The sequence below is a fragment of the Actinoplanes lobatus genome (assembly GCF_014205215.1).
Lineage (GTDB): Bacteria > Actinomycetota > Actinomycetes > Mycobacteriales > Micromonosporaceae > Actinoplanes > Actinoplanes lobatus.
On the sequence record NZ_JACHNC010000001.1, the window covers coordinates 5,950,879 to 5,969,096 of the forward strand.

18 protein-coding genes and 1 riboswitch are annotated in these 18,218 nt (G+C 71.0%); of the genes, 9 read left to right on the forward strand and 9 right to left on the reverse strand.

The genetic code is table 11. From position 1 onward, the window contains the following. The first annotated feature begins 10 nt into the window (after positions 1-10). The 4 genes from BJ964_RS27230 to BJ964_RS27245 are packed head-to-tail and all read left to right on the forward strand — an operon-like array spanning position 11 to position 5,085. Positions 11-2,086, forward strand: coding sequence for an alpha-galactosidase (locus tag BJ964_RS27230; RefSeq protein WP_229806755.1), 2,076 nt, complete (start codon positions 11-13; stop codon positions 2,084-2,086). A gap of 13 nt (positions 2,087-2,099) precedes the next feature. Further along, complete coding sequence (locus tag BJ964_RS27235; protein ID WP_188123329.1) at positions 2,100-3,401, forward strand: ABC transporter substrate-binding protein; 1,302 nt, start codon at positions 2,100-2,102, stop codon at positions 3,399-3,401. Then, complete coding sequence (locus BJ964_RS27240) at positions 3,398-4,276, forward strand: carbohydrate ABC transporter permease (RefSeq protein ID WP_203832830.1); 879 nt, start codon at positions 3,398-3,400, stop codon at positions 4,274-4,276. The genes BJ964_RS27235 and BJ964_RS27240 overlap by 4 nt, the downstream gene beginning before the upstream one ends. Next, entirely contained in the window at positions 4,273-5,085 is an 813-nt protein-coding gene (locus tag BJ964_RS27245) for a carbohydrate ABC transporter permease (RefSeq protein ID WP_188123330.1), read from the forward strand. Before BJ964_RS27240 ends, BJ964_RS27245 begins: the two co-directional genes overlap by 4 nt. On the opposite strand, the gene BJ964_RS27250 is transcribed toward BJ964_RS27245, so the two are convergent. Beyond that, complete coding sequence (locus BJ964_RS27250) at positions 5,078-6,079, reverse strand: DUF4037 domain-containing protein (RefSeq protein ID WP_188123331.1); 1,002 nt, start codon at positions 6,077-6,079, stop codon at positions 5,078-5,080. The genes BJ964_RS27245 and BJ964_RS27250 overlap by 8 nt on opposite strands. Positions 6,080-6,113: 34 nt before the next feature. Beyond that, positions 6,114-6,199: riboswitch (ZMP/ZTP riboswitch) on the forward strand. A gap of 22 nt (positions 6,200-6,221) precedes the next feature. Here BJ964_RS27250 and BJ964_RS27255 point away from each other — a divergent pair. After that, positions 6,222-7,418 (forward strand): benzoate/H(+) symporter BenE family transporter, encoded by a 1,197-nt coding sequence (locus BJ964_RS27255; RefSeq protein ID WP_223149619.1) that lies wholly within the window; start codon positions 6,222-6,224, stop codon positions 7,416-7,418. A 26-nt stretch (positions 7,419-7,444) separates the two neighbouring features. Here the strand turns inward: BJ964_RS27255 and BJ964_RS27260 are convergent, their stop codons facing one another. The 5 genes from BJ964_RS27260 to BJ964_RS27280 all read right to left on the reverse strand — a co-directional run bounded on the left by BJ964_RS27260 (position 7,445) and on the right by BJ964_RS27280 (position 10,501). Next, the gene (locus BJ964_RS27260) at positions 7,445-7,915 is read right to left on the reverse strand and encodes a hypothetical protein (protein WP_188123332.1); all 471 of its coding nucleotides are present in this window, start codon (positions 7,913-7,915) and stop codon (positions 7,445-7,447) included. A gap of 22 nt (positions 7,916-7,937) precedes the next feature. Then, positions 7,938-9,089 carry a tetratricopeptide repeat protein gene (locus BJ964_RS27265; RefSeq protein ID WP_188123333.1) on the reverse strand — a complete coding sequence of 384 codons (1,152 nt, stop codon included), beginning with the start codon at positions 9,087-9,089 and terminating at the stop codon, positions 7,938-7,940. An 82-nt stretch (positions 9,090-9,171) separates the two neighbouring features. Next, positions 9,172-9,429 (reverse strand): DUF3817 domain-containing protein, encoded by a 258-nt coding sequence (locus tag BJ964_RS27270; RefSeq protein ID WP_188123334.1) that lies wholly within the window; start codon positions 9,427-9,429, stop codon positions 9,172-9,174. 5 nt (positions 9,430-9,434) lie between these two features. Then, complete coding sequence (locus BJ964_RS27275; protein ID WP_188123335.1) at positions 9,435-9,878, reverse strand: hypothetical protein; 444 nt, start codon at positions 9,876-9,878, stop codon at positions 9,435-9,437. After that, complete coding sequence (locus tag BJ964_RS27280) at positions 9,875-10,501, reverse strand: DJ-1/PfpI family protein (RefSeq protein WP_188123336.1); 627 nt, start codon at positions 10,499-10,501, stop codon at positions 9,875-9,877. The genes BJ964_RS27275 and BJ964_RS27280 overlap by 4 nt, the downstream gene beginning before the upstream one ends. Before the next feature lie 167 nt (positions 10,502-10,668). Between BJ964_RS27280 and BJ964_RS27285 the strand changes: the two genes are divergently transcribed. The 3 genes from BJ964_RS27285 (at position 10,669) to BJ964_RS27295 (ending at position 13,791) form a co-directional block, all read left to right on the forward strand. Continuing rightward, a complete protein-coding gene (locus BJ964_RS27285; protein ID WP_188123337.1) occupies positions 10,669-11,622 on the forward strand; it encodes a GlxA family transcriptional regulator in 954 nt (317 codons plus the stop codon). Between the two features lie 309 nt (positions 11,623-11,931). Then, positions 11,932-12,786 carry a helix-turn-helix transcriptional regulator gene (locus BJ964_RS27290; RefSeq protein ID WP_188123338.1) on the forward strand — a complete coding sequence of 285 codons (855 nt, stop codon included), beginning with the start codon at positions 11,932-11,934 and terminating at the stop codon, positions 12,784-12,786. Positions 12,787-12,807: 21 nt separating this feature from the next. Beyond that, a complete protein-coding gene (locus tag BJ964_RS27295) occupies positions 12,808-13,791 on the forward strand; it encodes an aldo/keto reductase (RefSeq protein WP_188123339.1) in 984 nt (327 codons plus the stop codon). Positions 13,792-13,972: 181 nt separating this feature from the next. Here the strand turns inward: BJ964_RS27295 and BJ964_RS27300 are convergent, their stop codons facing one another. Beyond that, positions 13,973-14,314 (reverse strand): hypothetical protein, encoded by a 342-nt coding sequence (locus tag BJ964_RS27300; protein ID WP_188123340.1) that lies wholly within the window; start codon positions 14,312-14,314, stop codon positions 13,973-13,975. 115 nt (positions 14,315-14,429) lie between these two features. Here BJ964_RS27300 and BJ964_RS27305 point away from each other — a divergent pair, with 115 nt between their 5' ends. Beyond that, positions 14,430-14,843, forward strand: a complete 414-nt coding sequence (locus BJ964_RS27305; RefSeq protein ID WP_188123341.1) for a hypothetical protein — start codon at positions 14,430-14,432, stop codon at positions 14,841-14,843. Positions 14,844-14,847: 4 nt separating this feature from the next. Here BJ964_RS27305 and BJ964_RS27310 read toward each other — a convergent pair whose 3' ends face one another. Beyond that, a complete protein-coding gene (locus BJ964_RS27310; protein ID WP_188123342.1) occupies positions 14,848-16,245 on the reverse strand; it encodes a chitinase in 1,398 nt (465 codons plus the stop codon). Positions 16,246-16,283: 38 nt separating this feature from the next. Continuing rightward, on the reverse strand, positions 16,284-18,218 hold the full coding sequence (locus BJ964_RS27315; RefSeq protein ID WP_188123343.1) for a hypothetical protein: 1,935 nt from the start codon (positions 18,216-18,218) through the stop codon (positions 16,284-16,286).

The following is an 18,218-nucleotide window of genomic DNA, read 5'->3' on the forward strand; positions in this document are numbered from 1 at the left end:
GGGAGTCTTCGTGAGCTTGGCCTGGGGACGGTTCGTCATCGACACCCCCGCGGACGGACCGGTGACCATGCGTCTCGACGGTGGGGCGGCACAGCCGCTGGTCGAGGTGCTGACCGCCGGGAGCGGGCGCGGGCACGTCTCGGCGCGGTTCTCCGAGACGACGATCGGCCGCCGGTTCCGGTTCGCCGGCAGTTCGCTTTCCGGTAGCTCGGCTTCCGGTAGCTCGCTTTCCGGCAGCTCGGCTTCCGGCAGCTCGGCTTCCGGCAGCGACCAGCTGCGGATCCGGCTGCGGGACGGCGAGAGCGGGCTGGCCGCCGAGGTGGTGCTGACGGGCGGAACCCAGGTCCGGACCACGATCACCAACGAGGGGCCGGAACCGGTCCTGCTGCTCGGCGTCACCACGTGCGCGATCGGGCTGGGACCCGTCGACAACCTGGATCTGGTCAGCGGGGACGGCGAATGGCTCGGCGAGGGCCGCTGGACCCGGCGGCCGCTGCGTGAGCACGCGCCCGACCTCAACCTGCGGATCCACGGTCAGGACGGGCGCGGCCGGTACGCCGTGACCAGCACCGGAACCTGGTCGACCGGAGCACGCCAGCCCACCGGCGTCCTGGTCGACCGGGTCACCGGGACGGCGGTCGCCTGGCAGGTCGAGCACAACGGGCCGTGGCGGTGGGAGACCGGCGAGCGGCTCGACGGCGGCTATCTGGCGCTGACCGGCCCGACCGACATCGATCACCAGTGGCAGCGGCCGCTCGCGCCGGGCGAGTCGTTCACCACCGTCCCGGCGTCGATCGCGGTCGGCGACGGCCTGCACGGGGCGGTCGCGGCGCTCACCACCCACCGGCGCGGGCTGCTGCGGCCGCACCCCGACCGGGCCGCGCTGCCGGTGGTGTTCAACGACTACATGAACACGCTGATGGGCGACCCGACCACGGCGAAGCTGCTGCCGCTCATCGATGCGGCGGCCGCGGCCGGCGCCGAGGTGTTCTGCGTCGACGCCGGCTGGTACGACAACGACACCACCTGGTGGGACAGCGTGGGGGAGTGGCAGCCGTCGGCCGGCCGCTTCCCCGGCGGCCTGATCGAGGTGGTCGACCGGATCCGGTCACACGGCATGGTGCCCGGGCTGTGGCTGGAACCGGAGGTCATCGGCGTGCGCAGCCCGATGGCCGACAAACTGCCTGCCGAGGCGTTCCTCCAGCGCGGCGGGACCCGGCTGGTCGAGCATGGCCGGTACCACCTCGACCTGCGGCATCCGGCCACGGTCGCGCACCTGGACGAGGTGGTGGACCGGCTGGTCGAGCAGTTCGGGGTGGGCTACTTCAAACTCGACTACAACATCGACCCGGGCGCCGGAACCGACTGGGACGCGCCCGCCGCCGGAGCCGGGCTGCTCGACCACAACCGTGCCCACCTGCGGTGGCTCGACGGGATCCTGGACCGGCACCCCGGCCTGATCCTGGAGAACTGCGCGTCCGGCGGGATGCGGGCCGACTACGCGATGCTCAGCCGGATGCAGGTGCAGTCCACCAGCGATCAGCAGGACTTCCGCCGGTATCCGCCGATCGCCGTCGCCGCGCCGCTGTCGATCCTGCCGGAGCAGGCCGCCAACTGGGCCTACCCGCAGCCGGAGATGAGCGACGAACAGATCGCCTACACGATGTGCACCGGCATGCTCGGGCGGCTCTACCTGTCCGGGCGGCTCGACGCCATGAGCGACGGGCAGCGGGCGCTGGTGCGCGAGGGCGTGGCGGCCTTCCGGGGCATCCGGGCCGATCTCGCCGGGACCGTGCCGGTGTGGCCGCTCGGGCTGCCCGGCTGGGACGACCCGTGGCTCAGCCTCGGGCTGCACCACCACGACACCACCTACCTGGGGATCTGGCGGCGAGCCGGCGCCGGAACCGACCTGACGCTCGACCTCCGGCACCTGCGCGGGCAGCCGGTGACGGTCGAGGTGCTCTATCCGCGGCGGCTGCGCGCGTGGGCGTACCGCTGGGAAAGCGCCACCGGCTCGCTCACCGTGACCACCGCCGACACCGACCCGTATGCCGCGCGGATCCTGCGGATCCGCCCCTCCCGATAACGAAGGATCACCGATGAAACGCTGGATAACCATCGGCGCCGCCCTCACCATGGGGCTTGCCGCCTGCACCGACCCGTCCGCCTCCACGACCAGCGGTGACACCGTCGCCACCTGGGCCGATCCGACCGCCGAGCTGGACGGTGTGAAGCTCACCATCTGGGCCGCGCAGAACAGCAACACTGTCCCGAAGAAGGTGGTCGAGGGTTTCCAGCAGGCCACCGGCGCCACCGTCGAGATCGTCACCGTCCCGGACCCGTACGAGCAGAGCGTGCAGACCAAGGTGGCCACCGGCGACAAACCGGATCTGGCGTTCTGGCAGCCCACCGCCTCGATGCTGACCGCGATCAACGCCAAGACCAACCTCCAGCCGCTCGGCGAGGCGCCGTGGCTGCCGTCGATGGACCCGGCGCTGCGCGACATCACCGGCCTGCTCGACGGAACCCGCTACGCCGCGCTGGTGACCAGCCCGGCCGTCGAGGGCGTCTACTACAACAAGGAGGTCTTCGCGGCGAACGGGATCACCGCGACGCCGAAGAGCTTCGACGAGATGATCAAGCTGGCCCGCGACCTGAAGGCCAAGGGCGTCACACCGTTCTACGAGATGGGCGCGGACCGGTGGGCCACCCAGTGGTGGGTGCAGGTGCAACTCGCCGACGCCGCGAAGGCCGGGCTGTGGGACCGGATCAACACCGGTCAGGACAAGTTCACCTCGCCGGCGGTGGTCGACACCATCAAGCGCTACGACGCGCTGATCAAGGAAGGGTTGTTCAACAGCGACATCAAGACCGCCAAATTCGAGGACCAGGGTACGGCGCTGCTGGACGGCAAGGCGGCCATGGTCGTGCAGGTGAACTCGTTCTTCGGGCAGTTGCAGGCCAAAGCGGACACCGCCACGCTGGACCGGAAGATCGGCTTCTTCCCGATCTCGCCGTCCGGGAACGTCGGCACCTTCATCCCGGACCAGTCGAACGCGCTGGTCGCCTTCAAGACCGGTGACGCCAAGCGGGAATCGGCGGCCCGCCAGCTTCTTGCCTACTGGATGGGCCCCGGCTACAGCGACTTCGTCACCGACCGCAACACCGTGTCGTTGCAGACCGCGGTGGCCAGCCCGGCCGGCGTGCCGAAGGCGCTCCAGGACGTGCACGCCTCACTGCCCACGTCGGTCGGCTCCATGCAGGCCCTGGCCGTCGCGAACCCGGACCTCTACATCAATCTGGCCGACATGATCGCCGGCACCATGACGCCCGACCAGGTGGCCACCGCCACCCAGGACCAGTTCGTACAGCTCGCCAAGGCCGCCGGTTATCTCAAGTGACCACGGCAGTCGAAACACTCGCTCCGGCCCGGGCGCTGCCGTCGGCACGCCCGGGCACCATCCGGCGCCGTACACATCCACTGTGGTTCCTTCTTCCGGCGTACGGGCTGCTCCTGGTCTTCTTCTTCCTGCCGACGGTGTTCAACTTCGTCTACGCGTTCACCGACTGGTCCGGGTTCAAGGCGGAGATCAACCCGGTCGGGGTGGAGAACTTCACCCAGCTCGCATCCGACGGCACGCTGTTCCGGTCGTTGCGGATCACGGTCGTGTACGCCGTACTCGTCGCGATCTTCCAGAACGTCTTCGGGTTCGGTCTGGCCGTGCTGCTGGAACGGGACACGGCGGTCAACCGGATCGCGCGCACGTTCTTCCTCGTCCCGGTGCTGATGTCCGCGCTCGCCGTCGGCTACATCTTCCAGGCGCTGCTCAAGTCGTCCGGACTGCTCGCCGACACCACATGGACGATCGTGGTCGTCGCATTGATCCACGCATGGAAGTGGATGGGACTGTCAATGTTGATCTACCTTGCCGGTCTCAAGTCGATTCCACTCGACGTGACCGAGGCTGCCCACATCGACGGCGCGTCACGATGGCGGACGTTCTGGCGGATCCGGGTGCCGCTGCTCGCGCCGGCGATCACGTTCAACGTCGCCACCGCACTGCTCGGCTCGATGAACGGCTTCGACATCGTGCAGGCCACCACCGGCGGCGGGCCCGCCCGCACGACCGAGATCCTCAACATCTTCATCTACCGGACCTTCGGCCAAGGGCTGTTCGCGCAGGCCACCACCATGAGCCTGGTGCTGTTCCTGCTGGTCGCGCTCATGGCGTTCCCGGTCATCTACGTGCTGCGCAAACGCGAGGAGGTGCTGTGAGCCGCCGTCTGCAACCCGTGTTCGCGCTGCTCCTGGTCGCCGTGGTGATCGGGGTGCCGCTCTGGCTGGTGATCGCCACCGCCGGCAAGAGCCAGGGCGAGGCGGTCGATCCGGACCTCACCCCGCCGAGCGAATGGCACCTGCTCGACAACCTGCGGCAGGTGTGGACCGACGCGGACATCCCGGCCGCCCTGCTCGGCAGCCTGCTGATCGTCGCGCCGACCGTGGCGATCGTGCTGCTGCTCGGCTCGATGGCGGCATGGGTGCTGGCCCGCCGCGGATCCCGGCTCACCGCGGTGCTCTACGCCCTCGGCATCAGCGGCATCATCCTGCCTCCGGCGGTCGTCACGGTGGTCCTGCTGCTGCGCCAGCTCGGCCTCGCCGGCACCGCGGTCGGGATGATCGGCGTGTACGTCGGGATCTACCTGTCCACGGTCATCTTCTTCGTGACGGGCTTCGTGCGTACCATCCCGGAATCCCTCGAGGAGGCCGCGCGCATCGACGGCGCCGGACCGTTCGCGGTTTTCCGTCGTGTCGTGCTGCCACTGCTGCGCCCGGTTCTCGCCACCGCCACCATCCTGATCTGCCTGTACGTGTGGAACGACGTCTTCTACGCCTTCTTCGTCATCGGCGGCCGGATCGACACCCTGCCGCTGAACCTGTTCCAGGTGGCCAGCGCCGGGCTCTACCTCAACAACTGGCACCTGATCTTCGCGTACGTGATCCTGATGAGCCTTCCGCTGATCGGCGTCTTCGCCGTCGCCCAGCGCCGCATCATCTCCGGCATCACCTCGGGAGCCGTCAAATGACCGTGCCCACGGCCCGCGCCCGCTCCGCGTGACCGAGCAGATCGGTGTTGTCGGCGAACTGGTCGACCGCCCCGATCAGCGGCCGGACCGCGTCCCCGGCCAGCGCCTGCGCGAACCGGCCGCCGCCGATCACCCGGAACGGGCGGTCGAAGAAGAACCGCACCTTCGGGTCGACCGGGTCGGTCAGCCCGAGATCGTTGTGCATGCGGGCGACCGTCTCGTACGCGACGACCAGGTGATGCTCGCGGGCGTGCCAGTTGGCGGCGGTCAGGCCCGCGGTGAGCGCCGTCCGCAGCCCGTCCACCCCGGGCAGCCGGGCGAACGCGGTGCCCAGCCACTTGCTGTACGGCGGATACCGGCGATTCATCAGCAGGACCAGGCGCATCAGGTCACGGGCCAGCCGGGCCGCCACCACCGCCGAACCCAGCTCGTCGCCGACCTCACCGCAGCGGCCGACGAAGGACTCCTCCTGGCTGATCCGCTGCCACTGGCAGGCCAGCACGTAGCGCCACACGTCGTCGGGATACCAGGCCAGCGACTCGCGGACCCGGTGCAGACGGTCGAGGCCGTCGTGGTGCACCACACCCGCGGTGACCTCGGCCAGCGCCTGCGCCGGGGTGGCCAGCCAGTCCCGGTCGGTGATCCCGTCCCGCGGGTCGAACCCGAGCCGCCCGGTCAGCCAGGCGCCCAGTTCGGCGACCACCACACCACGGCCCGGCAGCACGGTGGTGGCGTGCCCGGCGACCCTGTCCGGCAGGTCCGCGTCCAGCCGGGCACGGATGGCGTCACCGTGCGCGGCCAGGTCCGCCGCGCTCAGGAACAGTTGCAGGCGTGGCCCCCAGTCGTGGTCGGTGGAGCGCTCGGTGTCGAAGCCGAGGACCTCCGAGCCGGGCCCGATCAGGGCGGCGGTGTGGGCGACGTTCGGCAGCAGTGGGCGTATCGACTGGTAGAAGCGGCGGGACAGTTCCACACCGGACACAAACGCAGGGGACATGTCAGGCATGGTGCCACCGGCGTCGCGTAGTCTGCCGGTGGGCCGTGACTGGCGCTGAGGTGGGACACCACCGGGAAGCGGCCTGCCGACACGGCTGTGCCGCGCGCCTGGGCGATCCGTCCCACCCACGCGGAGTCAAACCTTGTCCGACCAGCGCAGAATCCTCGACTACGCCCCGCCGTCCGCGGTCAACGCGGGACTGCTCGCCGTACTGATCGGCTTCACCAGCTCGGCGGCGATCGTGTTCAGCGCCGCCCGCGCGGCCGGCGCCGACGACGCGGAACTCGCCTCCTGGATGCTGGCGCTCGCCGTCGGCATGGGCGTCACCTGCATCGGCCTGTCGCTGCGATTCCGGGCGCCGGTCGTCACCGCCTGGTCCACGCCGGGCGCCGCGCTGCTGGTCACCGGCCTCGAAGGCGCCACCATGCGGGAGGCGATCGGCGCGTTCGTGGTGTCCGCCGCGCTGATCACGCTGACCGGCGTGACCGGCTGGTTCGGCCGGATGATGGACCGGGTGCCGACGTCGCTGACGTCCGCGCTGCTCGCCGGTGTCCTGATCCAGTTCGGCATCGGCCTGTTCGCCTCCGCCAACCAGGACCTCCCGCTGATCGCCGCGATGTTCGGCACCTACCTGGTGGCCCGGCGGTTCCTTCCCCGGTACGCGGTGCTCACCGCGCTGGCCGCCGGGATCGCGGTGGCCGCGGCGACCGGCTCGTTCCGGCCGGGCGAGGTGCGTTTCGGCTGGGCGTCGCCGGTGTTCACGATGCCGTCGTTCACCTGGCAGGCCATCATCGGGGTGGCGCTGCCGCTGTTCGTGGTCACCATGGCGTCGCAGAACCTGCCGGGCGTCGCCGTGCTGCGCAACGACGGCTACCAGGTGCCGGTGTCGCCGCTGATCACCTGGACCGGGGCGGTGAACCTGGTGCTCGCCCCGTTCGGCGCGTTCGGCCTCAACCTGGCCGCGATCACGGCGGCGATCTGCACCGGCCCGCACGCGCATCCCGACCCCAAGCGCCGGTATCTCGCCTCGGTGTGGGCCGGCGTGTTCTACCTCTGCGTGGCCGCGCTCGGGGCGACCATCACCTCACTGCTGGCCGCGCTGCCCGCGGTGCTCGTGCTCGGGATCGCCGGGATCGGCCTGCTCGGGACGATCGGCAGCTCCCTGACCACCGGCCTGCGCGACGACCGGTGGCGCGAGGCCGCCGTGGTGACGCTTCTGGCCACCGCCTCCGGCATCGAACTGCTCGGCGTCGGGTCGGCGTTCTGGGGACTCATCGCCGGCCTGCTCACCGCGGCGGCCACCGGAGCGTTTCGCCGCGAGGCGAAGGTAGCGGTCTGAGCCGGGTACGGGTGGTGCCGGACGGCCTACTCGTTGCTGGGGCTCACGATGCCGCGGCTGGCGAACGAGCGGGCGACCTGGTCGAAAATCGTCACGGCGAGTTCGGGTTGCCCGGCCGCCTCCGCCACGCCCAGCCCGACCTGGCCGTCGTAGCCCGCCAGCCCGGTGTGGCGCTCGACGACCAGGCCCAGCCGGTAGATCAGGGCGACGATGCGCTCGGCGTCCTGGCCGGAATACCAGTAGGGGACCGCGATCCCGGCCTCCCGCGCGTACAGGCTCAGCTGAATGCCGGTCGCCTCGTGATCCAGCTCCAGATACGACCCGTCCTCGTACAGCTCCACGTCGCCCAGGAACTCGCGGGCGTCGGCCACGATCCGGTCCCACGCGGCCCGGTCCGGGGACCCGCCGTCGTCGCCCTGTTCCTCCTCCAGCGCCTCCAGCGCATCCTCCCAGTCCTGGTCGTCGCTCTTGGCGAGGAAGGTGAGGTCGTAGCTCATGAAACCGCACGATACGGCCTGGTCACGGGTCGTCGCGCCAGGCGTCGCGCAACTCGCGGCGGGTCTCGGCCCACCATCGGCGCAGCTCGGCACGCAGCTCGCGGAGCTGGCGGGCGATGTCACGAAGCGCGTGCATGTGGCCCGGATCGTCGAGATGGGCGCCGATCGCGGCGATCAGACCCAGGAGCAACTGCAGGGGTACGAGGGCGACCGCGATCACCGTCAGTGAGGTCGTCGAGGTGGCGGCGTACCCGATGAGGAGCCCGGCCTGCACGACCGCGGTGACCATGCGGGCGTAGAGCGCACGGCGCAGCAGCGGCGGCGTGAGCTGAAGGCTGCGCCAGGGAAGAGCACCCGCCGGCAGCAGCAGGCGAAGGCTGAAACCGGTCGCGAGCAGCACGAACGTGGCTGCCATCAGGCGGCTGGGCGGCAGCATCGGCGGGAACCGGACGGCGATCAGGGCGGCCGCGCAGGTCAGCACGACGGCCACGGTGAGCCAGCGGCGCAGGCCGGACAGCAGCCGACGGATCGGCCAGGTCATCGACAGCACGTTCGGGCGGGCGGGATTGTCCCGGGCGACATCACGCAGAGTGCGCAGGGAACGGCGGACGCGAAGACGTTCGGCGTCGAGCATCGCGAGCAGCCAGCGGCCGTAGTCGTTGTCCGGATCGATACGCAGGGCGGCGCGGGCCGCCTCCTCGGCCTCATCCCGGCGGCCGGCGTCACGGGCCACGTCAGCCACGGTGAGCAGGGCCTCGACCGAGCGGGGCGCCAGCGCCAGCCCGCGTGCGGCGGCGGCCCGGGCCTCGGCGAGGTGCCGGTCGGCGGCCAGCGCGCGGGCCAGCACCAGATGCCCGGACGGGCGGTTCGGGGCCAGGCGGACGGCCTGCTCGGCGGCCGTCCGGGCGTCGCCGTCGCGCAGCAGGGCGAGCAGGGTCTCGGCGTGCTCGACGTGGGCCTCGGGACGGCCCGGCTCGGCCGCGAGAGCCGCCTCGGCGGCCGCCAGCGCTCCCGGCAGATCACGCCGGCGGCGCAGGGCGAAGGAGAGCAGGGTGAGAAGGGCGGCGTCGTCCGGCGTCCCGGCCAGCGCGGCCCGTAGGGTCTCGACGGCCTGAGCGTCGCGGCCGACGTCGAGGAGGGAACTCGCCCGCTGATACGCCGCCACTTCACTCACGGCTGGCGATTATGCCCGTCCCCGCCCAGGATCGGTTACAGCCGCGATCGCGGACGGGGACGACGGATCGCCCGGCACGGTGTCAGGTCGCCCGGCCGTGCCGGCGTTCGGCGGCCAGGCGGCGCAGGACCAGAAGGCCGCCGATGCCCGGGATCAGGGCTGCCAGGCGAGTGCCGGTGGATCGGGTCTCCCGGACGGCGAGGACGATCACGAACAGGTAGGCGCAGCCGTGCAGGGGGCCGATCGCCGAGGACACCGGCGGCCAGTGGACGGTGGCCAGATTCGCGAACAGGACCAGCAATGTCGCCAGCTCGGCCGCCGCTGCGATACGGAGGGGCATGGGTGTCACGCTCCGGTGGTCGAGCCGGGCCGCACGATCATCAGCACGGTGACCACCGCCCAGAGGATGTTGAACAGCCCCGTGAACATGGCGAGCCGGGCCGGCGCTCCCGGGCCGTCCACCGTGGCCAGCAACCTCCGCTGACGGGGAAGGACCGCCAGCACCAGCACGGCCGCGGCGGCCGCGGTCAGCGCGATCGACGTGAGCAGCCAGGCGTCGCCGAGGACGCCGAGACTGTTCGCGGTGGCGAGCCCGAACACCGGGACCACGATGCCGAGCGCGGCGTAGACCCGGCAGATCCGGTGCAGCGAGCGGGGCACGGCGAGATCCCGGCCGGCGCCGGGTCCGGCCCGGCGAATCGCGGCCGGGAACATGCTGGCGGCGACGGTGACCGGCCCGATCGCGATGATCGCGGCGAGAACGTGCACGGACAACAGGAACTTCGTCATCGGATGACCGGCTGGGCAGCGGCGGGGGCGGGGCGCCAGACGGTGCCCCGGCGCTCGTGGTGGAAGAGGCGTTCGACGGCATGGGCCGACGGGGCACCCAGGGTTCGTTCGAGCAGGTAGAGGCCCAGGTCCAGACCGGACGTGACGCTCGAGGCGGTGACCAGGTCACCGTCCTCGACGATACGGGCGTCGATCGCCACGGCGCCGGCCGCGGTGAGGGCGTCCAGACCGAACTGGTGGGTGGTGGCGGGACGGCCGGTGATCAGCCCGGCCATGGCCAGCAGCAGCGAACCGCCGCAGACCGTGGCCGTGATCGCGCCCGGCCGGTTCAGGACGACGGCGAGCATCCCGGGCAGCGGGGTCTCCAGCGCGCGGGCCAGCACCGCCGGGATCTCGTCCAGAGCCGCGGCGGCCGCCCCGGGGACGACGACCAGGTCCGCCCGCTCGGGATCCAGGTGGGCGGTCGCGTTCAGGGTCAGGGGGCCGATCCCGCTGGGGACGGCACGCGGCCCCCCGGCGGACACCAGCTCGACCCGCGGGATCCCGCCGGCCACCAGAGCCTCGTACGGTGCGATGACGTCCAACGGGTCGAATCCGTCGAACAACACGATCTGTGCAAGCAACGCGAATCAGTCCTTCTCGTGGGGAACAAGATGACCCTAGGAATTGGTCGTCCCACCGAGAAGTGGCTGGATTGCCAGGTATCAACGGGTTCTCGCCAGTGACGAGTTATCCACAGGATCGCTGTCCGCGGCTTGGTGGGCGCCCGTCCGGGCAGTACCTTCGCGCCATGCTCACCGTGGCCGTGCTCGCCCTGGACGGCGTCATCCCCTTCGACCTGTCCACCCCGATCGAGGTGTTCAACCGGACCCGCCTGCCGGACGGCCGGCCCGCCTACCGGGTCCGCGTCTGCGGGCTCGGCGGCCCCGTCGACTCCGGCGCCTTCCACCTGACGCCACCATGGGGGCTGGACGCCCTGGCCGACGCGGACACGATCATCATTCCGGGCTGCGCCGATCCGGCCGCCCCGCTCCCACCGCGGGTGCTCGGCGCTCTGCGTTCGGCCGCGGCCGACGGCACCAGGATCGCGTCGATCTGCGCGGGCGCGTTCGTTCTCGCCGCCACCGGGCTGCTCGACGGGCGGCGTGCGACCACACACTGGCTGGCCACGAAGCGGCTCGCGGAGGCGTACCCGGAAGTGGAAGTTGATCCTGATGTTCTCTATGTCGACAACGGGCAGTTCCTCACCTCGGCCGGCGCGGCCGCCGGGCTCGATCTGTGCCTGCATCTGATCCGGCGCGATCACGGGTCGGCGGTCGCGGCCGACGCGGCCCGGCTCTCGGTCATGCCGTTGGAGCGGGAGGGTGGCCAGGCGCAGTTCATCGTTCATGATCAGCCACCGACTCCGCGCGGGTCCGAGTTGGAGCCGGTGCTGAAGTGGATGCAGGACAACGCGGACCGGGCACTGTCGCTCGACGACATCGCCGAGCAGGCGGGGATGAGTTGCCGCACCCTGAACCGCCGGTTTCGGGAGCAGACCGGGACCACGCCGCTGCAATGGCTGCTGCGTGCGCGGATCCGTCAGGCGCAGTACCTGCTGGAGGCCACCGACCACTCCATCGAGCGGATCTCCGGCCAGGCGGGATTCGGGTCGTCGACGGCTTTCCGTGAGCGGTTCAAGAAGATCGTCGGCACCAGCCCGTACGCGTATCGGGCGGCCTTTCAGACCGCGGAGGCCCGGTGAGCCGCTGCCGTGCCCGGCGACGGTGGTGGACAGCGGCAATGACCCCGACAGGGACCGGGTGGCGAACGGGCCTCACCCTGTCTCGCACCGGACCGGTCGGCCGGGTCGAGGGGGATGCTCGATGATCGCGTCACCGTTTTCGAGGTGACGTGTCAACCGGTCCGGTGACCCTGTGGGGCCCGGCCCGGATCTTCCTCGAGCGCGGCGTCCGCCGTAGCACGTGATCGATGTGATGATCACGGCGAGTACCGGTGATGCGTGTATCGCCAGTACATCCCGGGTGGCCGTATCGCGTCGTACGGTCGTGTCGTGGACAACCGAGCCGAGGTACGCGACTTCCTCACCTCCCGACGCGCCAAGATCACCCCGGAGCGGGCCGGGCTCCCCGCCGCCGGGCAGCGCCGGGTTCCCGGACTGCGCCGCAGCGAGGTCGCCGCCCTGGCCGGGATGAGTGTCGAGTACTACGCGAAGCTCGAACGCGGCACGCTGGCCGGGGTGTCCGCCGGGGTGCTGGACGCGATCTCCCGGGCCCTGCAACTGGACGAGGCCGAGCGCGCCCACCTGCTGCGGCTCGCCCACGAGGCGGACGGCAGCAGCGCCGTGCTGCGGCCCCGGCGCCGGCCGAAGCAGTGGACGGTCCGGCCCAGTCTGCAATGGTCGCTCGACTCGATCAGCGCACCGGCGATCCTGTCCAACATGCGGGGCGATCTGCTCGCCGGGAACCTGCTGGGCCACGCCATGTACAGCGATGCGTTCGCGGGCGGCCACCCGAATTTCGCCAGGTTCACCTTCCTGGACTCGGCGGCCCACCGGTTCTTCCCGGACTGGGACGGTGCGGCCGACATCACGGTGGCGAACCTGCGGACCGCGGCCGGCAAGGATCCGCACGACAAGGGCCTGCATGATCTGGTCGGCGAGCTGTCCACCCGCAGCGACGATTTCCGCCGCCGGTGGGCGGCGCACAACGTGCGGATCCACGGCACCGGGGTCAAGCACTTCCGGCACCACATCGTCGGGGACCTGATCCTGAACTACGAGACCATGGACCTGCGGGCCGAACCCGACCTGACGCTGACGATCTACACTGCCGAGCCGCAGTCATCGACCGATCACGCGCTCGCACTGCTCGCCTCCTGGGCCGTCACGGCCCAGGAGATCGGCTGACTTCGTCAAGGAGAGAGAACCGTGCAGAAACGCACCCTCGGCCAGGGCCTCGAAGTGTCCGCACTGGGCTTCGGCGCCATGGGGATGAGCCACGGGTACGGACCCGGCCCGGACCGGGACGCCAACATCGCCCTGCTGCGGGCCGCCGTCGACCGGGGCGTCACGCTGTTCGACACCGCCGAGGTGTACGGACCGTACGTCAACGAGGAACTCGTCGGTGAGGCCCTCGCACCGGTCCGCGACCAGGTCGTCATCGCCACCAAGTTCGGCTTCGCCATCGACGGCGCGGGCGGCCGCGACGTGGACAGCCGGCCCGAGCACATCCGGCAGGTGGCCGACGCGTCGCTCAAGCGGCTGCGCACCGACCGGATCGACCTGCTCTACCAGCACCGCGTCGACCCGGACGTGCCGATCGAGGACGTCGCCGGGACGGTCAAGGAGCTGATCGAGGCCGGCAAGGTCGGCCATTTCGGCATGTCCGAGGCGGCCGCCGCCACGGTCCGGCGGGCGCACGCCGTCCAGCCGGTCACCGCGGTGCAGAACGAGTACTCGCTGTGGTGGCGTGGCCCGGAGGCGGAGCTCATCCCCACCTGTGCCGAGCTCGGGATCGGCCTGGTCCCGTTCAGCCCGCTCGGCCGGGGCTTCCTCACTGGCAAGATGGATGCGGACACCACGTTCGCGCCCGGCGACATGCGTGCCGGCCTGCCCCGTTTCGACGCCGAGGCGCGGCGGGCCAACAAGGCGCTGGTCGACCTGCTGACCTCGGTCGCCGCCCGTAAGGGCGCCACGGTCGCCCAGATCGCGCTGGCCTGGCTGCTCGCCCGGCAGCCGTGGATCGTGCCGATTCCCGGCACCCGCCGCCTGGAGCGCCTCGACGAGAACCTGGGGGCCGCCGAGATCGGCCTGTCCGCGGCCGACGTCGAGGAGATCGAGACCGCGGCCGCCGCCATCGAGGTGCACGGCGCCCGCTACCCCGAGCACATGGAACGCATGACAAACCGATAAAGAGCTTTCCGGTACGCGTGTCCTCGTCCCGCCTTTCGAGGGCCGTTCCGCCGTGCCGGCGATCTCGCTGCCACGCCGGCCCGTGCCGCGCCGCCGGGCTGAGATCGGTGGCCGGGCGGGCCGGGCCGGTCGCCGCCTCCCGCGGGTGCCGCCGGTCGCGGCCACGGTCGGCCCCGAGGCGTCAGTGGCAGAGCCCCAGCAGGCGCAGGAACAGCGCGCAGGACAGGAGCATCGCGATCAGGACGGCGCCGAGCCCTCTGGCGGTGATCTCCCATCCGGAGCGGCCCCGCCAGGTCCACGGCAGCAGCTGCTCCACGATGATCAGCAGGATCCAGAACACCGGCGCGGCCAGGAAGAACAGGTCCCACCGCTCGTCGTCGAAGACGCTGGCGTTGCCGGCGGCGTGGTAGTTCTGGCAGTCCTCCTGCCGGGTCACCGGGTCGAGGATCAGCAGCAGGACCACGAACCCGATGGTCCCGCCGATGAGCACCCGGAAGCCGCTGAGTGGGGATGGCTTGATCACCGGGGTCACCGTAGAGGGGTGCGGCAAGAGCATTACCTCCGCGGTAATCGTGTGTCCGGCACAGCGTCGTTAGCGTCCCTTTCATCGATATCCGAACGGTGAAAGGGGAGGACCGATGCGGGTCTCCGACCAGATTCCGGCCACGGCCAGGGTGAACAGCAACGCGCTGCTGCGGTGGACGCTGCGAGCGGATGCCCTGGTCACCGGCGCCAACGGGGTCGCCTACCTGGCGCTGGCCGGTGTGCTGACCGACGTGCTCGGCTATCCGGTTTCCGTGCAGCACGCGGTTGGCGCGTTCCTGGCGGTGTTCGCCATCGTGGTCGGGGTGATCGCGACCCGCCCGGTGCTCAGCCGCGCCGCCGTCCGGGCGGTGATCGCGGTCAACGTCGCATGGGTGCTGCTCAGCATCGTCGTGCTCGGCACCGGCGCGGTGGAGGCGACCACGCTGGGCCGGGTGTGGATGGCGGCGCAGGCAGCGGTCGTCGCCGCCCTCGCCGCCATCCAGGGCTACGCCCTCAGGTCCCGGTGAGGTGTCAGCCCAGGGCGTTCAGGAACGGCTCGTGGCTGTTCTTGAACTCCCAGCCGTAGAACCGGTCCCAGTTGATCGACCAGGTCATCAGGCCGCGGAAGTTCGGGTTGAGCCCGCTGCGCGGCGTGTAGCCACCACAGTTGGCGCCCTTGACCAGGCAGTTGACGGCCTGCTGCACGCCGGCCGGTGCCACGTAGCCGTTGCCCGCGCTGGTCGAGCTGGGCGCGCCGAACGCGATCTGGTCCTCGCGCAGCGCCGGGAACATGTTCGCGGTGTTGCCCGCGACCGGGAATCCGGCCAGCATCATGTCGGTCATGGCGATGTGGAAGTCGGCGCCACCCATCGAGTGGTACTGGTTGTCCAGGCCCATGATCGAGCCGGAGTTGTAGTCCTGGACGTGCAGGACCGTGAGGTCGTCACGGAGCGCGTAGATGACCGGCAGGTAGGAGCCGGCCCGCGGGTCCTGGCCACCCCACGGTCCGGAGCCGTAGTACTGGTAGCCGAGCTGGACGAAGAACGTCTCGGGCGCCATCGTGAGGACGAAGCCCGCTCCGTACCGTGTCTTCAGGGTCTTGATCGCGCTGATCAGATTGACGATGACCGGCGTGGTGGGGTTCTTGAAGTCGGTGTCGCCGGTGTTGAGCGAGAGCGAGTGGCCCTCGAAGTCGATGTCGACGCCGTCCAGCCCGTACCTGTCGATGATCGCGCTGACCGAGCTGACGAACTTGTCGCGGGCCGCCGTGGTGGTGAGCTGGACCTGGCCGTTGGCGCCGCCGATGGAGAGCAGCACCTTCTTGCCGGCGGCCCGCTTCGCCTTGATCGCGGCGATGAACTCGGCCTCGGTCTCGACGCCCGGGCACTCGGTGGCGGGGCAGAGGGTGAACCGGATGTCGCCGGAGGTGGCGCTGGTCGGCTCGCCGAAGGACAGGTTGATGATGTCCCACTCGGCCGGCACGTCGGCCATCCGCAGGTAGCCGGCGCCGTTGGCGAAGCTGGCGTGCAGGTAGCCGATGAGGGCGTGCTTGGGCAGCCCACCGACGGGGATGGGGGTGCTCGGCGACGTCGACGGGGACGGTGACGTCGACGGGGAGGGCGACGTGGAGGGGGACGGCGACGTCGTAGGGGAGGACGACGGGGACGGGTTCACCACGCCGCCGCAGGCGCCGTTGTTGATCCAGACGTCCCACTGGCCACTCTTGACGGCCGGATCCTCGCCCTGGGTCCACCACTTGGCGGTGTAGTTGTTGCCGCCCTTGGACGCGACGTTGTCCTTGACGTAGACGGCGGAGGCGCTCCAGGCGGGCGCGCAAGCGGTGGCGGCGCTGGCGGTGGAGGCCACATATACGGCAGAGCACGCGGCGGCCAGCACAGCCGCCACGGAGAGAACCACGGATCGACGCATGCGCAATTATTAAGACTGTTTACTGAAGATGTAAAGAGTCAGTCCGGTTCCGGGACGGTGGCCAGGAATTCGTCGAGCCGGTGGCGGCGGCGGGCGCGCTCGGCGGACAGGTGGTCGCGGGTGAACGACTCCGGAAGGTAGCGCAGCCGCGAGCGGCCGGCCGGGGTGCGGAACTCGCCGTCCGGCACGGCGCCCGCCCCCGGCGGCAGCAGGGCCAGCAACTCGTCGTAGACGGCGACCGACGTGGCCAGAGCGGCCAGCATCGCCTCCCAGCTGTCGTCGTCCCAGTCGCCGGCGACCGCGTTTTCCAACCGTTTCGCCCGCTCCGCGTTCATCTCGCCGATCATCCACAGCTGACCGGCGTCGAGCAGTGCGGACGGCCCGTCGCCGGGCATGCTCAGCCCGTATCCCAGAGGGTCCGGGTCGGGGTCGTCGCGCGGCACCGTGAAGACGAACGCGCGCTCGCGCCGGCAGGCCAGGCAGACCCCGTGGTAGCGCAGCGTGAGCCGGGCCGGGTCGCCGCCGCGCTCCTGCACCTGCCGGTGGAACTCGGCCGTCCCGCACTCGCACCGGTGCAGGTCCATGAACATCAGCGCCTCGGTGACGCCGCGGGCCGGCAGCGGGTGGAGCTCCGGGCCGGGATCCTCCGGGCCGGACGCCGCCAGGTAGTCGTCGCGGGCGGCGAGCAACCGCGGCCACCGGAACCGGTCGGGCTCGGCGGCGAGCATCTCCTGTGCGTGCCGGCCGCGGATCTCCTCCTCCGGTACGACGTCGGCGCCGGGCGGCACGAACAGCATCGCCTCCTCGACCGAGGAGGCGGCCAGTTTCATGTTCATCGCGTGGGTCTGCTCGTCGCCGGCCGCGTACACCGTCGCCATGAACAGCCACTGACCGGGATCGACCACATGTGACGGCTCGCCGCGCAGGGACATCTGCCAGTGGGCGGTGCCCAGCGTGCCGGGGCGGACGGTGAACCGGAACCGGAAGCGGTGCCAGACCCGGCGGATGCAGCGGGCCTTGACGGTCAGCACCTCGTGGTCGCCCGCCGGCAGGCTGCGCTCGCCGAAGGACAGCAGCTTGCCGCCGCAACGGCACTCCTGGAAGTCCAGGAACATGCTGGCGTCGGAGCCGGGCCGGGCCAGCGGCGGATCCGTCGGGGCGGTGCGTTCCGCCGGCGGCGGTCCGAAGACCGCCGCGAACTCGGCGAGATCCAGGCGGCGCCGCGCCAGCTCACGATCGATGCGGGGTACGCCGAAGTCCGCCGCCCGCTGTCGTAGCGCCTGGAGCCCGTCGGCCGTCCAGAGATGGCGCACCGGCACCCGACCGGTCCCGGCGGGCACCAGCCGGGCCACCTCGGCGGCGCAGTCGACGGCGCATTCCAGCAGGTGGCGGGCCTGCTCGTGCTCGGCGGCGGTGGGCCGGCGCTCCCCGAACACCCGCAGCAGCCCGGCGGCCCGCCGGGCGCACCGGCGGGAGTGCTCCTGCCACTGGGCGGCGTCGAGCAGTCCGTCCGAGGCGGGGTCGACCAGGACCGTGCGCTCGCCGCGCCGGACCTCCGTCCGGTCGGTCGTGACCCGGACCTCGCCGTCCGGATCGCCGGTGAGGTAGAGGACCGCCTCGGTGACCGACCGGGCGACCGGCTCGAATTCGGCGCCGGGCAGCCCGCCGCTCATCCAGCTCAGGTCCTGGTGGGTGAGGCCGGACTCGGCGAGGAGCTCGGCGACCACCTCGCGCGGGGGCCGGGCCGTGTAGTGCACGACCTCGACCCCCGGCTCGGAGTCGTATTGCAGGCGACCGAAACCGATCAGGTCGCCGCCGGCCAGCCGGATGAGGGCGAGTGCCGCCGGGCCGAGATCGTCGTCGACGGTTTCGAACCGGAGCCCGAACCTGGTCTCCACCGTGGCCCGGTCGAGACGCAGGCGGGCCAGGTAGGAACTCGGGCCTCTCCGGACCCCGACAGCGACGGCTTCCAC

Bases quoted from the DNA above. Each gene is read 5' to 3' on its own strand.
- BJ964_RS27260 (WP_188123332.1), bottom strand. From the start codon at position 7,915: ATGAGCTACGACCTCACCTTCCTCGCCAAGAGCGACGACCAGGACTGG.
- BJ964_RS27270 (WP_188123334.1), bottom strand. From the start codon at position 9,429: ATGCCCCTCCGTATCGCAGCGGCGGCCGAGCTGGCGACATTGCTGGTC.
- BJ964_RS27285 (WP_188123337.1), top strand. From the start codon at position 10,669: ATGCTCACCGTGGCCGTGCTCGCCCTGGACGGCGTCATCCCCTTCGAC.
- BJ964_RS27275 (WP_188123335.1), bottom strand. From the start codon at position 9,878: ATGACGAAGTTCCTGTTGTCCGTGCACGTTCTCGCCGCGATCATCGCG.
- BJ964_RS27310 (WP_188123342.1), bottom strand. From the start codon at position 16,245: ATGCGTCGATCCGTGGTTCTCTCCGTGGCGGCTGTGCTGGCCGCCGCG.
- BJ964_RS27235 (WP_188123329.1), top strand. From the start codon at position 2,100: ATGAAACGCTGGATAACCATCGGCGCCGCCCTCACCATGGGGCTTGCC.
- BJ964_RS27250 (WP_188123331.1), bottom strand. From the start codon at position 6,079: ATGTCCCCTGCGTTTGTGTCCGGTGTGGAACTGTCCCGCCGCTTCTAC.
- BJ964_RS27305 (WP_188123341.1), top strand. From the start codon at position 14,430: ATGCGGGTCTCCGACCAGATTCCGGCCACGGCCAGGGTGAACAGCAAC.